Here is a 17,747-nt window from a genome sequence, read left to right on the forward strand (position 1 = left end):
GGCTAGAGAACCTTGTTCAGGAAGTCCTGAGTACGTGGGTTCTGTGGGTTTCCGAACAACTCGTCGGGGGTGCCTTCCTCGACGATGACGCCCTCGGCCATGAAGATCACACGATCCGCGACTTCACGGGCGAAGCCCATCTCGTGGGTGACTACGACCATCGTCATGCCGCCCTTGGCGAGGTCGCGCAGCACCTGCAGTACTTCGCCCACCATTTCTGGGTCGAGTGCGCTGGTGGCCTCGTCGAACAGCATGATCGACGGGCTCATGGCCAGTGCCCGGGCGATGGCGACGCGCTGCTTCTGCCCGCCGGAGAGGTTGGCCGGCTTGTAGTCCGCACGCTCGGACAGGCCCACTTGTTCGAGCAACTTCACGGCCGAATCCTTGGCCTGCGACTTCGACATCTTCTTGGTCTCGACGGGCGCGAGCATGACGTTCTCGAGGGCGGTCATGTGTGGGAAGAGGTTGAAGTGCTGGAACACCATGCCGATGTTCTGGCGCACCTTGTCCAGGTCGACGTTCTTGGCCGTGAGGTCGGTGCCGTCGACGACGACCGATCCGGCGGTGATGTCTTCGAGCTTGTTGAGGCAACGCAGGAACGTGCTCTTGCCGGAGCCGGACGGCCCGATGACGCACACCACTTCACCGTTGGCGATCTCGGCGTCGATGCCCTTGAGAACCGTGTTGTCGCCGAAGGCCTTCTGCAGGCCCTTGATGGAGATCTTGGTTCCGGAACCGCTGTCGACCGGCAGGTCCTTGGTCAGTTCGGTGCTCATTTGTTGATCCTCTTCTCGAGCCGGTTCGACAGCTTGGTGAGAGCCATGATGATGATGAAGTACAGAACGCCGACGATGAGCCACATGTTGAACGACTCGAAGTTGCGGGCGATGATCAGACGACCCGTCTGGGTCAGTTCGGCGAGGCCGATGACCGAGAGCAGTGACGTGTCCTTGAGCGTGATGACGAACTGATTGATGTACGACGGGATCATCGTGCGAATTGCCTGTGGCATCACCACTTTTCGCATCGACTTGAGGTAGCTGATGCCGAGGCTGCGGGAGGCCTCCATCTGTCCCTTGTCGACGGCGAGGATGCCGCCGCGGACGATCTCGGCCATGTAGGCACCGGCGTTGAGCGAGAGCGTGATGATGCCTGCGGTGAACGCCGACATCTGGAAGTTCAGCGCCGCGGGTACACCGAAGTAGATGAAGAATGCCTGCACCAGAAGCGGTGTGCCACGGAAGATGTCGACGTAGGTGGTGCCGATGCCGCGGAGCACGATGTTGGTGGAGACGCGGAACAGACCGAAGATCCCGCCGAGCACCAACGCGATGGCGATGGAAATGACGGTCAACACGATGGTCAGCCACAGGCCTTTGAGCAGCAACTGCCAGCTGCTGGCGATCAGACCGGGGATGGACGTGTCGGCGGTGGAGGCATCGGCGTTGAGGTAGGTGTCGAGAATCTGGTCGTACTGGCCGTTGGCGCGCAGGTTCTCGAGTCCGGTGTTGAACTGGTCGAGCAACTGGGCGTTGGTGCCCTTGGCGACCGCGAATCCGTAACTGGCACCGGCTTCCTTCTCGGTGACGGTCTTGAATCCGTTGCCCTGGGTGATGCCGTAGGCGAGCACGGGGTAGTCCTCGAAGGCGGCCGCCGAGTTGCCGGTGCGCACTTCCTCGAACATCGTGGCGGAGTCGTCGAAGCTGCGAATGGTGAAGCCGTACTGGTCTGCGATCGACGCGGCGAAGGTCGCGCCCTCGGTGCCGTTCTTGACCGCGACGGACTTGCCGCGCAGATCCTCGTAGCCGGTGATGTCGTCGTTGGAATCCAGAATCGCCATCTGGACACCGGAATCGAAGTACGGCTCGGAGAAGTCGAAGGTGGCCTTGCGTTCGTCGGTGATCGACATGCCGGCGATCATTCCGTTGAACTGGCCGCTGGTGACGCCCTGGAGTGCGGTATCGAAACCGACCTGCTCGACGGTGTAGTCGAAGCCTTGATCCACCGAGATCGCGGCGAGTAGGTCCATGTCGATTCCGACGAGTTTGCCGCTCTCGTCCTGGAATTCGAAGGGTGCGAACGTGGTGTCGGTCGCGATCGAATAGTTCTGTGCAGGCGGGGCGGGTTGTGCGGATGCCATGGCGGGACCGAGCAGCGATCCCAACAGGGTGATCAGCAGTGCGATCAGAACCGGAACGACGACCGGCCTGACCCGATGCGGCTTCTTCATGAAGGCCACTCTCTATCGACAGTAGGATTGAAGGCAAATCCTAAGGCCCCAACCCTGTTTCCCGCGTCGTTTGTCGGGTATAAGCGCGACTTACAGTTTGCGCGCCGAATCGATGCCGAGTGACATTCCGACCAATCCACGTTCGCGGACTGCCAACTTCGCAGCTACCGCCTCCAAGGCTTGTGCCGCAGGCGATTCCGGGTTGCTCAGCACGATAGGCGTCCCGGCGTCGCCGCCCTCTCGGACGGCGGTGTCGAGCGGAATCTGGCCGAGAAGGGGAACGCTGGCACCCACTGCCTTGGTCAATCTGTCCGATACGTCCTGTCCGCCACCGGATCCGAAGATGTCCATGCGGGTGCCGTCGGGCAGTTCGAGCCACGACATGTTCTCCACGACGCCTGCCACGCGCTGCCGAGTCTGCAGTGCAATCGCACCCGCGCGCTCGGCGACCTCGGCCGCGGCCTGCTGCGGGGTGGTGACCACGAGGATTTCCGCGCTCGGGATGAGCTGAGCGACAGAGATCGCCACGTCTCCGGTGCCGGGCGGAAGGTCGAGCAGCAGTACGTCCAGATCGCCCCAGAAGACGTCGGCCAGGAATTGCTGCAGCGCGCGGTGCAGCATCGGTCCACGCCACACGACCGGGGTGTTGCCCTGCGTGAACTGCGCGATCGAGATGAACTTCACGCCGTGTGCCTGCGGCGGCATGATCATCTTCTCGACCTGGGTCGGTCGTGCGTCGTTGCCGAGCATGCGAGGTACGGAGTGACCGTAGATGTCGGCGTCGAGCACGCCGACCGACAAACCGCGAGCGGTCAGCGATGCGGCGAGATTGACCGTCACGCTGGACTTGCCGACTCCGCCCTTGCCCGACGCCACCGCGTACACGCGCGTCAGGGATCCGGGTTGCGCGAAGGGAATGATCGGCTCTGTGGAATCGCCGCGCAGTGACTTGCGGAGTTCGGTGCGCTGCTCGTCGTTCATCACGTCGAGTTCGACCGATACGGTGCCGACGCCTGCGACGTCGGCGACGGCGTTCTTGACGCGGTCGCTGATCTCGGTCTTCATCGGACAACCGGAGGTGGTGAGGTAGATGCCGACGCCGACGGCTCCGTCGTCGGAGATGTCGATGCTCTTGACCATCCCCAGATCGGTGATGGGTTTGCGGATCTCGGGGTCGATCACCTTCGAGAGCGCGGTCCGAACGTCGGATTCGGTCAATACAGCCATTGCCTCATGCTAGGCGGTGGGCCGACTCCCGATGGACAGCAGGGCGGGCGCGGACACCCGATCAGTGAATGCGCGGGAGCTGGTCCGACGTCGGGACGATGCCGGTGGCGTATCCGGCCGACCATGCGAGCACGTTCGCCACGTAGGCCATCGAGTTGTTGTAGCGCAGGATCGCCTTGGTGGTCGATCCGAGGTCGCGCATGTCGGTGCCGTCGTCGCACAGGTACATGCCGGTGGCCAGGGCCGCGTCGTAGAGGTTCTGCGGGTCGGAGACGCCGTCTCCGTTGCCGTCCGCGTGGTAGAGGTTCCACGTCGAGGGCAGGAACTGCATGGGTCCGACTGCGCGGTCGTATTCGGTGTCGCCGTCGAGTGCTCCACCGTCGGTGTCGCGAATCACCTGGTTGCCCGCGAGGGTGCCGTTCAGGCGTGGACCGAGGATGGGCTCGTGCAGCTCGCCCGAGTCGTCGACCTTGCCGTTGTTGGCGTGGGTGGATTCGACACGGCCGATGCCGGCGATGACGGTCCAGCTGATGCCGCAGCCGGGCTGCTGCTGGGCCAGGATGCGCTCGGCGTTCTTGTAGGCCGAGACGTTGACGACCGGAATCGCGATGGGGCTGACCGCGAGGTTGGTGGGCAGCTCGGGTGTGGGCGGAATCTCGGGGACCGGGGCGGGTGCCGGGACCGCAGCGGGTACCGGAAGCTCGGCCTGGGCCACCGGTTGCGCCTGCTGCTCCTGGGCGATCGGCTGCGGGGTCTCGACCACCGAGTTGGATTCCTGCGCTGCAGGCGAGGTTTTCGCACTGACGAAAGGGATGTATTCCGTGGCTCCGGCGCTGGTGGCGGCGGTGACGAGTCCTGCGGGGACGAGACCTGCCAGAGCAATCACCGAATTCCGTCGGACCTTGGAAGTCGATGCTTTTCTGTGACGACCCACGCGTGCTGTACCTCCTGATTTCCCCGGATGACAACCGGGGCCCGACCTGATGACCGGGGTCGAGGGTACCTGATTCGAGACTGTTCCGTTACCGGGCTGTTATCAGCGGAGGAAGGGTCTAGTGCGCTTCGGGGTCGAATGTCGCCGTATCCGGGCCCGATGCGTCCTCCGGCACCCGGCCGGCTGCCTTCTTGCGTGACTTCTTCGGAGTTGCGACCGGCTGTCCCGTCGCCTGTTCGAGGAGTGCCTTCACCTCGTCCAGTTCGCGGCGCAGATAGTCGCGGGTGGCGACTTCTCCGACGGCGATGCGCAGCGCTGCGAGTTCGCGAGCGAGGAACTCGGTGTCGGCCTTCGTCTGTTGTGCGCGAGAACGGTCCTCTTCGAGCGAGACTCGGTCTCGGTCGTCCTGCCGATTCTGGGCCAGCAGAATCAGCGGAGCCGCGTACGCGGCCTGGGTCGAGAACGCGAGGTTGAGCAGGATGAAGGGATACGGGTCCCACCGGAGGTTGACGGCCACGACGTTGAGGAAGATCCAAACGATCACGATGCCCGTCTGGATTGCCAGGTAGCGGCCGGTACCGAGGAATCTCGCGGCCTTCTCGCCCGACTTGCCGAGGTCGAAGTCGAGATTGACGTTGAACATCCGCGACCCGCGCGGAGTGTCCATTCTCTGGCGTGCTGTTTCTTTCACTGTCCGGCCACTTCCTGATCTCGCCAGTCCTCGGGCAGCAGGTGATCGAGGACGTCGTCCACGGTCACGGCCCCGACCAGGTGATCCTCGTCGTCGACCACCGGGCCGCAGACGAGGTTGTACGTCGCGAAGTACCGCGTCACGGCGGTGAGGCTGTCCTCGGGGGACAACCGCGGCAGCGCGCTGTCCACCACGCCGCCGACCAGACTCGCCGGCGGTTCTCGAAGCAATTGCTGCAGATGTACGCAGCCGAGATACGGGCCGGTGGGGGTGGCCGTCGGTGGCCGCACCACGAACACGAGCGAGGCCAGCGCGGGCGTCAGGTCGGGGTTGCGCACCCGGGCGAGTGCCTCGGCCACCGTCGTCGATGCGGTGAGTACGACGGGTTCGGGGGTCATCAGACCGCCTGCGGTGTCGGGGGAGTGCTCGAGCAGACGGCGGACCGGTGCCGAGTCCTCCGGATCCATCAGTCGCAGAAGCGATTCCGCTTCGGTCTCGGGCAGCTCGCCGAGGAGGTCGGCGGCATCGTCGGGGTCCATGGCCTCGAGCAGATCGGCACCGCGATCGACGCCGAGGTAATGCATCATTTCCACCTGGTCGTCGTCGGGCAGTTCCTGGACGACGTCGGCGAGACGTTCGTCGTCCAACGCCCGCGCCACCTCCATACGACGTTTGACGGGGAGCTCACGCATCGCGTTGGCGACGTCGGCCGCGCGTAGATCCTCGAACTGCATGAGAAGCTGTGCGACACCTTGATCGGGCATCGACAATTCGTTCTGAGTGAGCCCCTGCACGTGCTGCCAGTCCACGACGTGGATCGCACCACGGCGCGCGAGCCGTTGCCGTTGCTTGCGTACCGCAACCCGTGCGACCACCCAGTCGCGAGTTCGGGTGAGTTCGATGCCGAGGTCGACGACGATGGAATCGACGTCGTGCAGCTCGTCGAGCTCGGGGTCGTCGACGCGCACCTTGGAGTCGAGAATCTGCGCGAACACGAGAATCTCGTTCGCGCGCTGAGTGAATCGCCGCAGACTGACGTTCCCGGTCGTGAGCTGGACCGAGTTCGGTTCGATGCTGGTGACTCTGAGCATCGGCACGAAAATTCTTCGCCGAGTTGCCAATTCGACCACGAGGCCGAGCACTCTCGGTTGCGCTCTACCGACGCGCATCGAGATCACCACGTCACGGACCCGTCCGATCGATTCGCCGTCGGGGCCCAGGACACCCAGGCCGGCGAGCCTGGCCGCGAATACCTTGCTCAGTGCTGCCATGATGGCAAGGTTAGAGGCTTCGCAATACAGAGGGTGAATCAGACAGGGGTTGTGCTCGTCGTGAATACTTCGGGCCCGCGGCGATCGGTGTTGGCCGTTCCGGGCAGTTCGGACAAGATGATCGCCAAGGCCAAGGGTCTACCGGCGGACGCGATCTTTCTCGATCTCGAAGATGCCGTTGCGCCCATCGCGAAGGTCGAGGCCCGCGCGCGCATCGTCGACGCACTCAATTCCGATGGCTGGGGCGACCAGATCAAGGTCGTTCGTGTCAACGACTGGACGACGCAGTGGACGTACGGCGACGTCATCGACGTCGTGTCGGGTGCCGGCCGCACTCTCGACGCCATCCTGCTGCCGAAGGTGGAGTGCGCCGCGCACGTGCAGGCACTGGATCTGCTGCTCACCCAGGTCGAGAAAGAGCACGGACTCGACGTCGGTGCGATCGGGATCGAACCGCAGATCGAGAGCGCCCGCAGTCTGCGCAACATCGACGAGATCGCGACTGCGAGCCCGCGGGTGCAAACCCTGGTGTTCGGTCCCGCTGATCTGATGGCCAGCGTCAACATGCGCACTCTGGTCGTCGGCGAGCAGCCGGTCGGATACGACACCGGCGACGCCTATCACCACATTCTGATGACCATTCTTCTCGCCGCCAGGACACACGGTCTGCAGGCGATCGACGGTCCCTATCTGCAAATTCGCGATCTCGACGCTTTCCGCCGGGCGGCCGGCCGCACGGCAGGCCTCGGTTTCGACGGCAAGTGGGTGCTGCATCCGACGCAGATCGAGGCGGCCAACGAAATCTTCGCGCCGCGTCAGGCCGACTACGACAAGGCCGAGATGATCCTCGACGCGTATGAGTTCCACACGTCCGCGGCCGGCGGCGGACGCGGCGCAGTGATGTTGGGCGACGAGATGATCGACGAGGCGAGCCGCAAGATGGCGCTCGTCGTCTCGGCGAAGGGCCGGGCGGCAGGAATGACGCGTACGACCGCCTTCGTGCCGCCCACGTCCTGACCGACCGTCAACCTGCTGTGAACCGCTACAACGGGTGTGCCGGTTGTCCGTTTCGGGGCACAATGGAGTCATGACTAATCCCCTCTCGCAGTCGGGCCGCCCAGGGCAGGGACTGCCGACGCCGCCTTCCGGTTGGCCGATCGGTTCCTACCCCACCTATGCCGAGGCACAGCGCGCCGTCGACTACCTGTCCGACGAGGAGTTCTCGGTACAGGACGTCACGATCGTCGGCGTCGATCTGATGCAGGTCGAGCGCGTCCTCGGCCGCCTCACGTGGCCCAAAGTGATTGGTGGAGGCATCGTTTCGGGTGCATGGCTGGGTGTGTTCCTCGGTCTGGTCCTCGGAATCTTCAGTGAGAACATCTTCGGAGCGCTGCTCATCGGCGTCGGCGGTGGCATCATCTTCGGCCTGATCTCGGCCTCCATTCCGTATGCGGCCACCAAGGGACAGCGCGATTTCGCGTCGAGCATGCAGTTGGTGGCGGGTCGCTACGACGTCCTCTGCGAGCCTCGAACGGCAGAGAAAGCACGCGACCTGCTCGCCAAACTGTCGATCTGATCACACCTGGTGGACGACCAGGCAACCGACAGGTAACGGAATAGCCCCAAATCGCCCTCTATGCCAGTGAGTTCGGTTACGTTTCTTTCGTGCACGGCAGTCCCACACAGTGTGCTGCGCGAGTAATTGAACGTACGGAGGCGGAAAGTGCCGAGACATCGTGGTCGTAGGCGTGGAAGAGCGACGAGAATAGGGGTGTTGGCGGCAGCGGCTCTGGTGACGAGTCCGTTGCTCGCAGCGTGTGGTTCGTCCGACAGTTCGGTTCCGGTTCTGAGTTTCTACACTGCCGCAGACGGCGCAGAGCAGTACGCCGCTGCGGCACAGGTGTGTTCGGACGCCTCGAACGGCCGCTACCGCGTGGAGCAGCGAACTCTGCCCAAGAGCGCGAACGATCAGCGTCTCCAGCTCGCCCGGCGTCTCGCCGGCAACGACAGGACGCTGGATCTGATGACACTCGACGTGGTGTGGACGGCCGAATTCGCCGAGGCCGGATGGGCATTGCCGGTACCCGACGACCTGTCCGCGAAGCTCCGCGACGGCTCCACCCTCGAAGGCCCACTGGCGACGGCGGAATGGCAGGACCAGCTGTACGCGGTTCCGCTCAACTCCAACACCCAGTTGCTCTGGTACCGGCCCGACGAGGTGCCGGACGGGGTACCGCCGCAGACCTGGGATCAGCTGATCGACGTGGCCGAGGCCAACGCGGCCGAGGGTAAGCCAGGCCAGATCGGCGTTCAGGCCAAGCAGTACGAGGGCTTCATGGTGTGGTTCAACTCGCTGCTCGAGAGTGCGGGTGGTTCGGTCGTCGCCGAGGACGGAACGACGGTAACGCTGAACGACACTCCCGAGCATCGCGCGGCCACCGAGAAGGCCCTCGAGATCATCAAGCGAGTGGCCACGGCCGACGGCCGCGATCCGTCGGTCTCCCAGAGCGACGAGGCAACTGCCCGCCTCGGCATGGAATCGGGACGGATGGCCTTCCAGGTCAACTACCCGTTCGTGCTGCCCGGTCTGAAGGAGAACGCCATCGCCGGTGCCGTCTCGTTCCTCGACCTCGCGAACGTGCCAGCCGATCAGCAGGATGCGCGGATCGCCGAGGTCTTCCGTAGCGCGCCGTATCCGGAGGTGAACCCGGGCGAGCCCGCGAAGGTCACCATCGGTGGATTCAACATCGGCGTCGCGAAGACCACTCAGCACGAGGACCTCGCCTGGGAGGCCGTCGAGTGCCTCACCAACGAGGAGAACCAGCGCAACAACGCCATCAACGGTGGTGTGCCGCCGGTGCTGAAGTCTCTGTACTCCGATCCGGAGTTCCAGGCCTCCTACCCCGCATGGGAAGGCGTGCTCGGTTCCATCGAATCGGCGGCAGTGCGACCCGTTTCGCCTGCCTACCAGAGTATTTCGATTCTGCTCACCGATGCGCTCAACCCGCCCCAGAACATCGATCCGGTGGCCGACGTGGACAAGCTCGCAGACCTGGTCTCCAAGGCCGTCAATTCCGAAGGGTTGATTCCATGAGCGCCACCACCGAGTCACAGCCCGCATCGCAGCCGGTCGACAAGCAGGCGGCTCTGAAGAACGTCTCCGACGGCAAGAAGGCCGAACGTCGCCTCGGGCTGATGCTCATCGCACCTGCCGCCCTGCTGATGATCGCGGTCACCGGGTATCCGATCATCTACGCGTTCTGGCTCAGCCTGCAGAAGTACAACCTCGCGTTCCCCGAGGATCGTGAATTCGTCGGCCTCTCCAACTACGTGACCGTGCTGTCCGACGGCTACTGGTGGACGGCGTTCAGCGTGACGGCAGGCATCACGATCATCTCGGTGATCATCGAGTTCATCCTCGGCCTGGCGGTGGCTCTGGTCATGCACCGCACCATCTTCGGTCGTGGACTCGTGCGCACCGTGGTGCTCATCCCGTACGGCATCGTGACCGTCGCCGCCGCGTACAGCTGGTACTACGCGTGGACCCCCGGCACGGGCTATCTCGCCAATCTGCTGCCCGACGGTAGTGCTCCGCTCACCGAGCAGTTCCCGTCACTGGCGATCGTGGTGTTGGCCGAGGTCTGGAAGACCACGCCGTTCATGGCACTGCTGTTGCTGGCGGGCCTGGCTCTGGTGCCCGACGATCTGCTCAAGGCGGCCGAGGTCGACGGAGCAGGTGCTTGGACCAGGCTGATGCGCATCACGATTCCGTTGATGAAGCCGGCGATTCTCGTCGCGGTGCTCTTCCGCACCCTCGACGCGTTCCGCATCTTCGACAACATCTACGTGCTCACCCGAGGCAGCAACGAAACCGGATCGGTCTCGATTCTCGGTTACAACAACCTGTTCGGTGCGTTCAACCTCGGACTCGGGTCGGCGATCAGCATTCTGATCTTCTTCTGCGTCGCGATCATCGCGTTCGTGTTCATCAAGCTGTTCGGTGCATCGGCACCGGGATCCGACGACGGAGGCCGCAAGTAATGACCACTGTTACGCCTCGCAAGAAGGTCGGTTGGACGGTCGTCAACGTCCTCGTCCTGCTCTACGCACTGGTTCCACTGCTGTGGATCATCAGCCTCTCGTTCAAGTCGACGGCCACCATCGCCGACGGCAACTTCATTCCGCGTTCGATCACCTTCGACAACTACAAGGGCATCTTCTCGACCAATCAGTTCACCTCGGCTTTGGTGAACTCGATCGGTATCGGACTGATCACCACCGTGATCGCCGTGGTGATCGGCACGATGGCCGCGTATGCCGTTGCTCGCCTGGACTTTCCGGGAAAGAAGGCTCTGGTCGGTGCAGCACTGCTCATCGCGATGTTCCCCCAGATCTCGCTGGTGACACCGCTGTTCGACATCTCCCGCTCGCTGGGACTGTTCGACACCTGGCCGGGACTGATCATTCCGTACATCACCTTCGCGTTGCCGTTGGCGATCTACACCCTGTCGGCGTTCTTCCGCGAGATCCCGTGGGAGCTCGAAAAGGCAGCGAAGATGGACGGCGCGACGCCCGCACAGGCGTTCCGCAAGGTCATCGCCCCGCTGGCCGCCCCCGGCATCGTCACCGCCGCCATTCTGGTGTTCATCTTCGCCTGGAACGACCTGCTGCTCGCCATCTCGTTGACGGCAACGGAACGTTCGGTCACCGTCCCGGCGGCCATCTCGCAGTTCACCGGTAGCTCTCAGTTCGAGGAGCCCACGGGGTCGATCGCGGCGGCAGCAGTCGTCATCACGATCCCGATCATCATTTTTGTGCTCTTCTTCCAACGACGTATCGTGGCGGGCTTGACGTCCGGCGCAGTGAAGGGATAACCGTCATGGCCGAAATCGTTCTCGACAAAGTCACCAAGCTCTACCCCGACGGCGCGGCTGCCGTCAGCGACGTCGACATCACCATCGCCGACGGCGAGTTCATCATCCTCGTCGGCCCGTCCGGCTGCGGAAAGTCCACGACCCTCAACATGATCGCCGGTCTCGAGGACATCTCGTCCGGCGAGCTGCGCATCGCGGGGGAGCGCGTCAACGAGAAGGCGCCGAAGGATCGCGACATCGCGATGGTGTTCCAGTCGTACGCGCTGTATCCGCACATGACGGTGCGTCAGAACATCGCCTTCCCGCTGACGCTCGCGAAGCTCTCGAAGTCGGAGATCAACAGCAAGGTCGAGGAGGCAGCCAAGATCCTCGACCTCAGCCAGCATCTCGACCGCAAGCCGGCGAATCTCTCCGGTGGTCAGCGTCAGCGAGTTGCCATGGGCCGCGCCATCGTTCGTACACCCAAGGCGTTCCTGATGGACGAGCCGCTGTCCAACCTCGACGCGAAGTTGCGCGTGCAGACTCGCGCCGAGATCTCGCGCCTGCAGAAGCGGCTCGGCACCACCACCGTGTACGTCACGCACGACCAGACCGAGGCCATGACCCTCGGCGATCGCGTCGTGGTGCTGCGCGGCGGGTTGGTGCAGCAGATCGGTTCTCCGCAGGAGCTCTACGACAAGCCGCGAAACCTGTTCGTGGGCGGCTTCATCGGATCGCCCTCGATGAACTTCGTTCCCGGACAGCTCACCTCGAACGGTGTCTCGACCGCGTTGGGCGATATCGACATCCCGCTCGAGCGGATGGATGCGATCAAGGCCAAGAACCCGGGCCGCGAGGTGGTCGTCGGCATCCGCCCCGAGCACTTCGAGGACGCGGCTCTGATCGACGGTTACCAGAAGATGAGCGGTGCCACCTTCACCGCCACCGTCGACGTACTCGAGTCGATGGGTAGCGACAAGTACGTCTACTTCACGCTCAAGGGCGCGCGGGTCGAATCCAGCGAGCTGCAGGAGCTCGCAGCGGACGCGGGTATCGCCGATCTCGGTGGCGCACAGGTGGTTGCACGTCTGGCCGCCGAATCCAAGGCCGCCGAGGGTGGTCAGGTGGAACTGTGGTTCGACCCGGCGAAGATCTCGGTGTTCGACCAGGCCTCGGGTGCGAACCTGACGCTGTAGTGCCTACGGCAGTGGTGTGGTCGAGTGCCTTGGAGGGCACTCGACCACACCACTGCGCAGCACTCAGAACGCAGAGCCGGTGCTCGGCAGCTGGTAGCCCTGGAAGAAGTCGAACGGCACCACGTTCGGTGCCGGGTTCTGCAGCTGCGGTGCCGGTGCCTGGGGGAACAGCTCGGGGAGCTCGAATTGGTTCGGTTGGTCGTTTCGGTTGTCGTCGTATCGGGTGTGGTTGTCGCCCCGATCGGTCCACAGCGGATCGGCCGACGCGGTGCCAGCCATCGCCACCAGAGGAATGGCCACCAGAGCCCCGGTCACTGCTGCGCGGGTGAGAATCTTTCGGGTGTTCATGTGTTCCCTTTCGTCGGTGTTCGTACTTCTCCGACGTTAGGTCGACACGGTGGGCCCGCGACAGGGAAAACGGCTGACTCCCAGGAGATTACGAGCGTTCTCCCAAGGGCGACGACCGGTGTTTTCGTTGTTCCCGGCCTGGTCGGACCGGTGCGGTCGTCGTCGGTTGTCGTCAGACGCCTGGCAGTGCTCCCAGCTTCGGCCCCGACTCATCGGTCGATTCGGAATCGGCAACGACGGTCGATTCCCGATCCGGCGGGGTGCTCTTGATGGCGAGGGCCGCAAGGGCGACGACGGCGCATGCTGCAGCACCGGTGAGGAAGGCCGCGGTGTAGACGATTTCGCGGGCGACGGTCGTTCCGTCGATCGTGAACATGGCGAGCACGGTGGACAGCGTGGCACTTGCGATCGAGGTGCCGACGGTGCGCACGATCGAGTTGACGCTGTTCGCCACTCCGGTGTCCGCTGCGCTGACCTCGGCCATGAGCAGGTTGGGTAGGGCCGCGAACGCGAGGCTGACGAACAGGTTGATGACGATACCGGCGGTGATCAGTTGCCAGGTCCGATCATGGGCGAGCGCGACGAACACGAACCCGATCAGACCGATCAGAGCTCCCGCCACCAGGACCCGGCGAGGTCCGTACGACCGGATGAGACGGCCACTGACGACAGCCGCGACCACGCCCACCGCCGCGCCGGGCAGGAGGTACACGACGCTCGCTTCGAGCACGTTGGCGGTGAAGCCATAACCTGCCACGGCGCGTGGGGTCTGCACGAAGAACGAGCACGCGAGAAAATTGACGAACATCCCGACGCCGACGAAGAGCGTGGCGACGTTGGTGGCGAGCAACGGCCCGTGGGTGAGCATGCGGGGTGCGACGAGGGGTTCGTCGGTGCGGTTCTCGAAGACCCACCAGATGGTTCCCACCAGCACACCGACGACCGCGCAGCCGATGGTGGCAACCGAACCCCACCCCCACGTGCGGCCCTGGGTCAGGGCGAGGAACAGCAGAAGCAGAGTCACCGCGAGCAGTGCAGCGCCCCACCAGTCGACGGAGCCGCCGCTGGTTCTCGGCCGCGAGGGAACGCCGAACCAGGCGATCGCGAGCGCGACCACGACGAACGCAACAGTGAGCCAGAACACGCGGTGGTAGTCGGCACCGTTGGCGGTCAGCAGTCCGGTCAACACCAGTCCGAACCCGCCGCCGACACCGAGTGTGCCGGACAGGATTGCCATCGACCCGACCAGTTTCGCGGGCGGCATCTCGTCGCGCAGTACGGCCAGTGCGATGGGGAACAGGGCGTACGAGACGCCTTGCAACACCCGACCGACGAGCAGCCACAGCAGTGAATCCGTCAGGGCGGCCAGCATCGATCCGGCGAGCACCACGGTCAGGACACCGACCAGGACGGGACGCTTGCCGTGCAGGTCGGCGAGCCGTCCGATCACGGGAGTGGCGATCACCGCGGCGAGGAGGTTTGCCGTCAGTACCCAGCCGGCTGCGGTGGTGCTGACCCCGAGCTGGGTGCCGATGGTTCCCACGATGGGTACGACCATCGTCTGCAGGACGGCGAGGGTCATGACGACGAAACAGAGTCCGGGCAGCAGAATGCGGCGGGTGGACATGAACGAACTACCTCGTTACGTGATGGAAGTGCACAATCGCGTGAGAACAAAAATGTTGAACGCATCTAAGTAGTTACCAGACATCGGTCGACTACGGAAACGAGAACGGGGTTACTGCGGACGGGTGGGCTTACCCAGCGCCTTCTGCCGCAGTTCGCTGACGATCTCGTCGTTCCAGACGTGTTCGCGCACCAGGCGGTAACGCTCCCGGCTCATCCAGAGGTACGCCTCGGCGTCGGTGCGGTCCTCGAGGATCTCCGCCGCGCGCACCATGCGCACCACCGGTAGGTACTCCTCACCGAACCAACGTCGCGCGACGGTACCGCGGTCGACGAATTCACCGACCTCCTGCATCAACCGGAAGCCCCATGCCTCCACCGATTCGCTCAGCTGGGCGTAATCGAACGGATCGGTCACCTGAACGGCCTCGCGTGCCTTGCCCACCAACGGCACTCGGCTGAGGAAGATGCGCCGGTGATCCTTGATCAGCAGATCGCCACGTCGGGTGATTCCTTCGGGGGAGATGCGGGTGATGATCTCGGTGACGACGGCGTCGATCGACGTTCGGTGCATGGCGAACGCGATGGAGACTCGGTGATGGCCGTCGACGACGAAGTGCATTCCGCCGATGCGATAGACCTGAATCGGCGGCATCGCTTCGCCGCGACGTTGAGCAGCCGCGAGTCGCTGCCAACGTTCGCGGATGCGCGCCGATGTCGGACGGAAGAAACGATCGAAGTCGCGTGTGCGATCGACGCTGCCGACGATGGTGTCGACGCGAATGACCTGCAGGCCGAGGTGACGCTCGCCCACCTTGCCGAGGGCCGCGACGACCTCGTCGAACGGCAGGATGGTGTTGACGTCGTCGGGTTGACGACGCAGCCACCCGACCAGACGTGCGACGTCGGCGCGTCGGCGCTGGCGGGTGAAGTCGTTCTCCGCATCGGCGGCCGGGAATCCGGTGTCACGTGCCATGTCTGCGCCTCACGATCTTCGGTGTCTCGAAATCCGTTCTCTCGCCGCCCGGTTCGATCTCGAGAAGGGTGTAGCCGACGGTGTTGATCACCGTGGCGCCGTGCAGGGTCAGATCGTCCGGGGTGTGACCGTGCGGATGAATATGGCCGTGCAACAACAACTGTGGGGACAGTCGACGCGTCACCTCGTCCAGGCAGTCGAAGCCGATGTGCGCGGGGTCGGTGTCGTCGCCGACGCCGAGTGGTGGACTGTGGGTGAGCAGGATGTCGACGGGCCGAAGATCCTTGCGCACGTTGCGATGCCATGCGAACGTCCGGGTCAGGGTGCGTGATCGCCGTCGCTGCTGCCGTTGGGTCCACTGATTGGGCCCACCGTTGTAGCGGATGGACCCGCCGAGACCGGCGATCCGTACGCCTGCCGCGGACACGATGCGACGGTCGACGTTGACGGCACCGACCGGTCCGGGCCAGGTGGCGGGCAGCCCGGCGCGCATCCAGCCTGCACGTCCGGCCGAGTAGCCGGTGAGGTCCGCGTCGTGATTGCCCGGCACGAACACGCACGGTGCGTTCAACGCGTCGGTGAGGTACTCGAGGTAATCGAACGGCAGGTCGCCCGCGCCGAGAATCAGGTCGACTCCGAGCGACTTCACCTGCGGACTCCACAGGGATTCGATCGTTTCGTCGGCGACTGCGAGAACGGAGACCACGGGTACGACGGTACCCACCTCCGGTGCGGTGGTACCTCCGAACGGACTTCTCGGGCATCGGTGGTGTTGGATGGGTCAGGTGAGCGACAGTGTCATTGCAGCGGTACGCGCACATCTGGTGACCGAGATCGGCGAGGAGAATCCGTCGTCGGCGTCGGTGACCTTCCTCGGCCTCGAGTCGCTGGACGTGCTGAGATTCGGCGCGGACTCCGACGTGGTCCGGTACGTCAGTCTCGGCTGCTCTCGTCACCCCATGGCCGATCCCAACGAACTCGTCGCAGATCCCTCGCGCGGCCCCCGCGCCGAACTGGTGCTGACCCTTCGCGGTGGGGCAGGCGTGGCGTCGGGCGTGCACAAGTCCCTGGCCGTGCTCGCTGCCTCTCCCGCGGTGGAGGGCGTCGTTCTCGTCGAGGATGCGCTGCTGGACCTGGGCGAGCCGCTGTGGACCAACGCGCCGTTCACCGCGGTGCTGCTCGGAGTCAGTGATATCGCCGATCTGACGCTGCCCGAGCCCTACAATCCGGTTCGTTTCCTCGCCGCAGTGCCGTTGACCGGTACCGAGGCGGCGTGGGTGCGGTTACGCGGTGCCGCAGCCCTGCGGGAGGCCTGGACCGAGGCAGGGATCGACGTGCGCGATCCGAATCGGTCCGCGGCCAGTCTTTGACGCCCACTCACCGCGCGTAGGTTGCCAAATCCGGTTCGGCACTGACGGAATCGTCGATCAGATGCCGAGGTACCTGGGCCAGATACTTCAGTCCGGTGATCGCCGCACGCGCGTCGTAGCGCAGGTTCGGCATCGCGGTGCTGAAACACAGGTTGTCCGAGATGCGTTCGCGCACAGCAGGTCCGTCGTGGTCGAGCGCGTCGAGGACGAGATGAAAGGCGACGTTGTCGCCGATGATGTTGAAGTGTTCGACGGGCCGCAGCGGACAGATGTCCTGGACGGCGATGTTCGCGGCTCCGGCCAGAGTGCTGGCGTGCGGTTGCGGGTAGATCAATTGGTCGAATGTCGTGAAGATCGAGGTGTAACTGGGTCCCGCGGGCAACGGACGCGCCGCCAGCGCGGTGAGGAATTTCGATCCGGTGGCGATCTGCCAGTTCGCAGGCGGGCACTCCTGCGAGTCGTCGCATCCCGAGCGCGCCGAGTCGGTGCCGTTGTACGGGGTGGCGAGCGAGACGAAATCCGACACCAGTGCGGGCAGGTCCGGCCAGAACGTCAACGCCCAGAGCTCGTCCAGCGGACCGTGTTGGTGACCCATCATGACGACCTGGCGACCGCTGTCGGCGGCCATGGTGCGGACTGCGTGCACCACGTACTGGGCGGCGATCTGCAGGTCGCCGTACCCCTCGTCGGGAAGGGAGAGGCTGCACACCGGTATCCCTTCGGCCGGCAGTGACTGCAGGTAGTTCCAGCCGAAGGACTGCTGATCGGTGGCGAAGGCCGGTGTGAGCAGGACCGGATCGCGGGTGGCGTCGTGCAGATCGGTGGTGCAGGTGAGGGCCTCGTCGAGATCGGCCTTCGCGACGGTCAGCGGCGGGCCGGCTGGATCTGCGAGAACCGGCTGAGCCGACGCGGCCCCTGGGGCGTACGAAAAGATCATGGCCACGGCCGAAGCCAGTACCAGCGAGCGGATTCTCATCGATCCCTTCCGGATGACACTGCAGGACTTCTGCAGTCTCATCCGGGAC

At 64.3% G+C, this 17,747-nt stretch carries 18 protein-coding genes; 7 read left to right on the forward strand and 11 right to left on the reverse strand.

The genetic code is table 11. The annotated features are described in order from the left end of the window. Nucleotides 1–2: 2 nt before the first annotated feature. From CH302_RS03465 to CH302_RS03490, 6 genes are all read right to left on the reverse strand, one after another. The gene (locus CH302_RS03465) at nucleotides 3–776 is read right to left on the reverse strand and encodes an amino acid ABC transporter ATP-binding protein (protein ID WP_052047739.1); all 774 of its coding nucleotides are present in this window, start codon (nucleotides 774–776) and stop codon (nucleotides 3–5) included. Continuing rightward, nucleotides 773–2,230: an amino acid ABC transporter substrate-binding protein/permease gene (locus tag CH302_RS03470; protein WP_037191556.1), complete on the reverse strand. Its 1,458-nt coding sequence runs from the start codon at nucleotides 2,228–2,230 to the stop codon at nucleotides 773–775. Before CH302_RS03470 ends, CH302_RS03465 begins: the two co-directional genes overlap by 4 nt. Nucleotides 2,231–2,320: 90 nt before the next feature. Then, nucleotides 2,321–3,457 carry an Mrp/NBP35 family ATP-binding protein gene (locus CH302_RS03475; RefSeq protein ID WP_037191557.1) on the reverse strand — a complete coding sequence of 379 codons (1,137 nt, stop codon included), beginning with the start codon at nucleotides 3,455–3,457 and terminating at the stop codon, nucleotides 2,321–2,323. Between the two features lie 61 nt (nucleotides 3,458–3,518). After that, nucleotides 3,519–4,391, reverse strand: coding sequence for a lytic transglycosylase domain-containing protein (locus CH302_RS03480; protein ID WP_037191558.1), 873 nt, complete (start codon nucleotides 4,389–4,391; stop codon nucleotides 3,519–3,521). Between the two features lie 118 nt (nucleotides 4,392–4,509). Continuing rightward, nucleotides 4,510–5,058, reverse strand: coding sequence for a DUF1003 domain-containing protein (locus CH302_RS03485; RefSeq protein ID WP_052047740.1), 549 nt, complete (start codon nucleotides 5,056–5,058; stop codon nucleotides 4,510–4,512). 20 nt (nucleotides 5,059–5,078) lie between these two features. Then, the gene (locus CH302_RS03490; RefSeq protein ID WP_037191563.1) at nucleotides 5,079–6,353 is read right to left on the reverse strand and encodes a magnesium transporter MgtE N-terminal domain-containing protein; all 1,275 of its coding nucleotides are present in this window, start codon (nucleotides 6,351–6,353) and stop codon (nucleotides 5,079–5,081) included. A 60-nt stretch (nucleotides 6,354–6,413) separates the two neighbouring features. Here CH302_RS03490 and CH302_RS03495 point away from each other — a divergent pair, with 60 nt between their 5' ends. The 6 genes from CH302_RS03495 to CH302_RS03520 all read left to right on the forward strand — a co-directional run bounded on the left by CH302_RS03495 (nucleotide 6,414) and on the right by CH302_RS03520 (nucleotide 12,402). Then, nucleotides 6,414–7,370 (forward strand): HpcH/HpaI aldolase/citrate lyase family protein, encoded by a 957-nt coding sequence (locus tag CH302_RS03495; protein ID WP_037191690.1) that lies wholly within the window; start codon nucleotides 6,414–6,416, stop codon nucleotides 7,368–7,370. Nucleotides 7,371–7,440: 70 nt separating this feature from the next. Beyond that, nucleotides 7,441–7,929 (forward strand): general stress protein, encoded by a 489-nt coding sequence (locus tag CH302_RS03500; protein WP_008714301.1) that lies wholly within the window; start codon nucleotides 7,441–7,443, stop codon nucleotides 7,927–7,929. Nucleotides 7,930–8,124: 195 nt separating this feature from the next. Beyond that, nucleotides 8,125–9,447 carry an ABC transporter substrate-binding protein gene (locus CH302_RS03505; RefSeq protein WP_037191566.1) on the forward strand — a complete coding sequence of 441 codons (1,323 nt, stop codon included), beginning with the start codon at nucleotides 8,125–8,127 and terminating at the stop codon, nucleotides 9,445–9,447. Beyond that, nucleotides 9,444–10,394: a carbohydrate ABC transporter permease gene (locus CH302_RS03510; protein ID WP_037191569.1), complete on the forward strand. Its 951-nt coding sequence runs from the start codon at nucleotides 9,444–9,446 to the stop codon at nucleotides 10,392–10,394. The genes CH302_RS03505 and CH302_RS03510 overlap by 4 nt, the downstream gene beginning before the upstream one ends. Continuing rightward, complete coding sequence (locus CH302_RS03515; RefSeq protein ID WP_032375916.1) at nucleotides 10,394–11,227, forward strand: carbohydrate ABC transporter permease; 834 nt, start codon at nucleotides 10,394–10,396, stop codon at nucleotides 11,225–11,227. The genes CH302_RS03510 and CH302_RS03515 overlap by 1 nt, the downstream gene beginning before the upstream one ends. Nucleotides 11,228–11,232: 5 nt before the next feature. Continuing rightward, a complete protein-coding gene (locus tag CH302_RS03520; RefSeq protein ID WP_037191571.1) occupies nucleotides 11,233–12,402 on the forward strand; it encodes an ABC transporter ATP-binding protein in 1,170 nt (389 codons plus the stop codon). A 63-nt stretch (nucleotides 12,403–12,465) separates the two neighbouring features. On the opposite strand, the gene CH302_RS03525 is transcribed toward CH302_RS03520, so the two are convergent. From CH302_RS03525 to CH302_RS03540, 4 genes are all read right to left on the reverse strand, one after another. Then, entirely contained in the window at nucleotides 12,466–12,750 is a 285-nt protein-coding gene (locus CH302_RS03525; protein ID WP_037191572.1) for a hypothetical protein, read from the reverse strand. 172 nt (nucleotides 12,751–12,922) lie between these two features. Further along, nucleotides 12,923–14,377, reverse strand: coding sequence for an MFS transporter (locus CH302_RS03530; protein WP_037191574.1), 1,455 nt, complete (start codon nucleotides 14,375–14,377; stop codon nucleotides 12,923–12,925). A gap of 111 nt (nucleotides 14,378–14,488) precedes the next feature. Then, nucleotides 14,489–15,352, reverse strand: coding sequence for a hypothetical protein (locus CH302_RS03535; protein ID WP_037191576.1), 864 nt, complete (start codon nucleotides 15,350–15,352; stop codon nucleotides 14,489–14,491). Continuing rightward, on the reverse strand, nucleotides 15,342–16,058 hold the full coding sequence (locus tag CH302_RS03540; protein WP_037191692.1) for a metallophosphoesterase family protein: 717 nt from the start codon (nucleotides 16,056–16,058) through the stop codon (nucleotides 15,342–15,344). The genes CH302_RS03535 and CH302_RS03540 overlap by 11 nt, the downstream gene beginning before the upstream one ends. 70 nt (nucleotides 16,059–16,128) lie before the next feature. Here CH302_RS03540 and CH302_RS03545 point away from each other — a divergent pair, with 70 nt between their 5' ends. Then, on the forward strand, nucleotides 16,129–16,722 hold the full coding sequence (locus tag CH302_RS03545; RefSeq protein ID WP_094649889.1) for a suppressor of fused domain protein: 594 nt from the start codon (nucleotides 16,129–16,131) through the stop codon (nucleotides 16,720–16,722). 7 nt (nucleotides 16,723–16,729) lie between these two features. On the opposite strand, the gene CH302_RS03550 is transcribed toward CH302_RS03545, so the two are convergent. Beyond that, on the reverse strand, nucleotides 16,730–17,698 hold the full coding sequence (locus CH302_RS03550; RefSeq protein ID WP_037191698.1) for an esterase/lipase family protein: 969 nt from the start codon (nucleotides 17,696–17,698) through the stop codon (nucleotides 16,730–16,732). Between the last annotated feature and the right edge of the window lie 49 nt (nucleotides 17,699–17,747).

The organism is Rhodococcus sp. 15-2388-1-1a (genome assembly GCF_002259145.1).
In the GTDB taxonomy this organism is placed as follows: Bacteria; Actinomycetota; Actinomycetes; order Mycobacteriales; family Mycobacteriaceae; genus Rhodococcoides.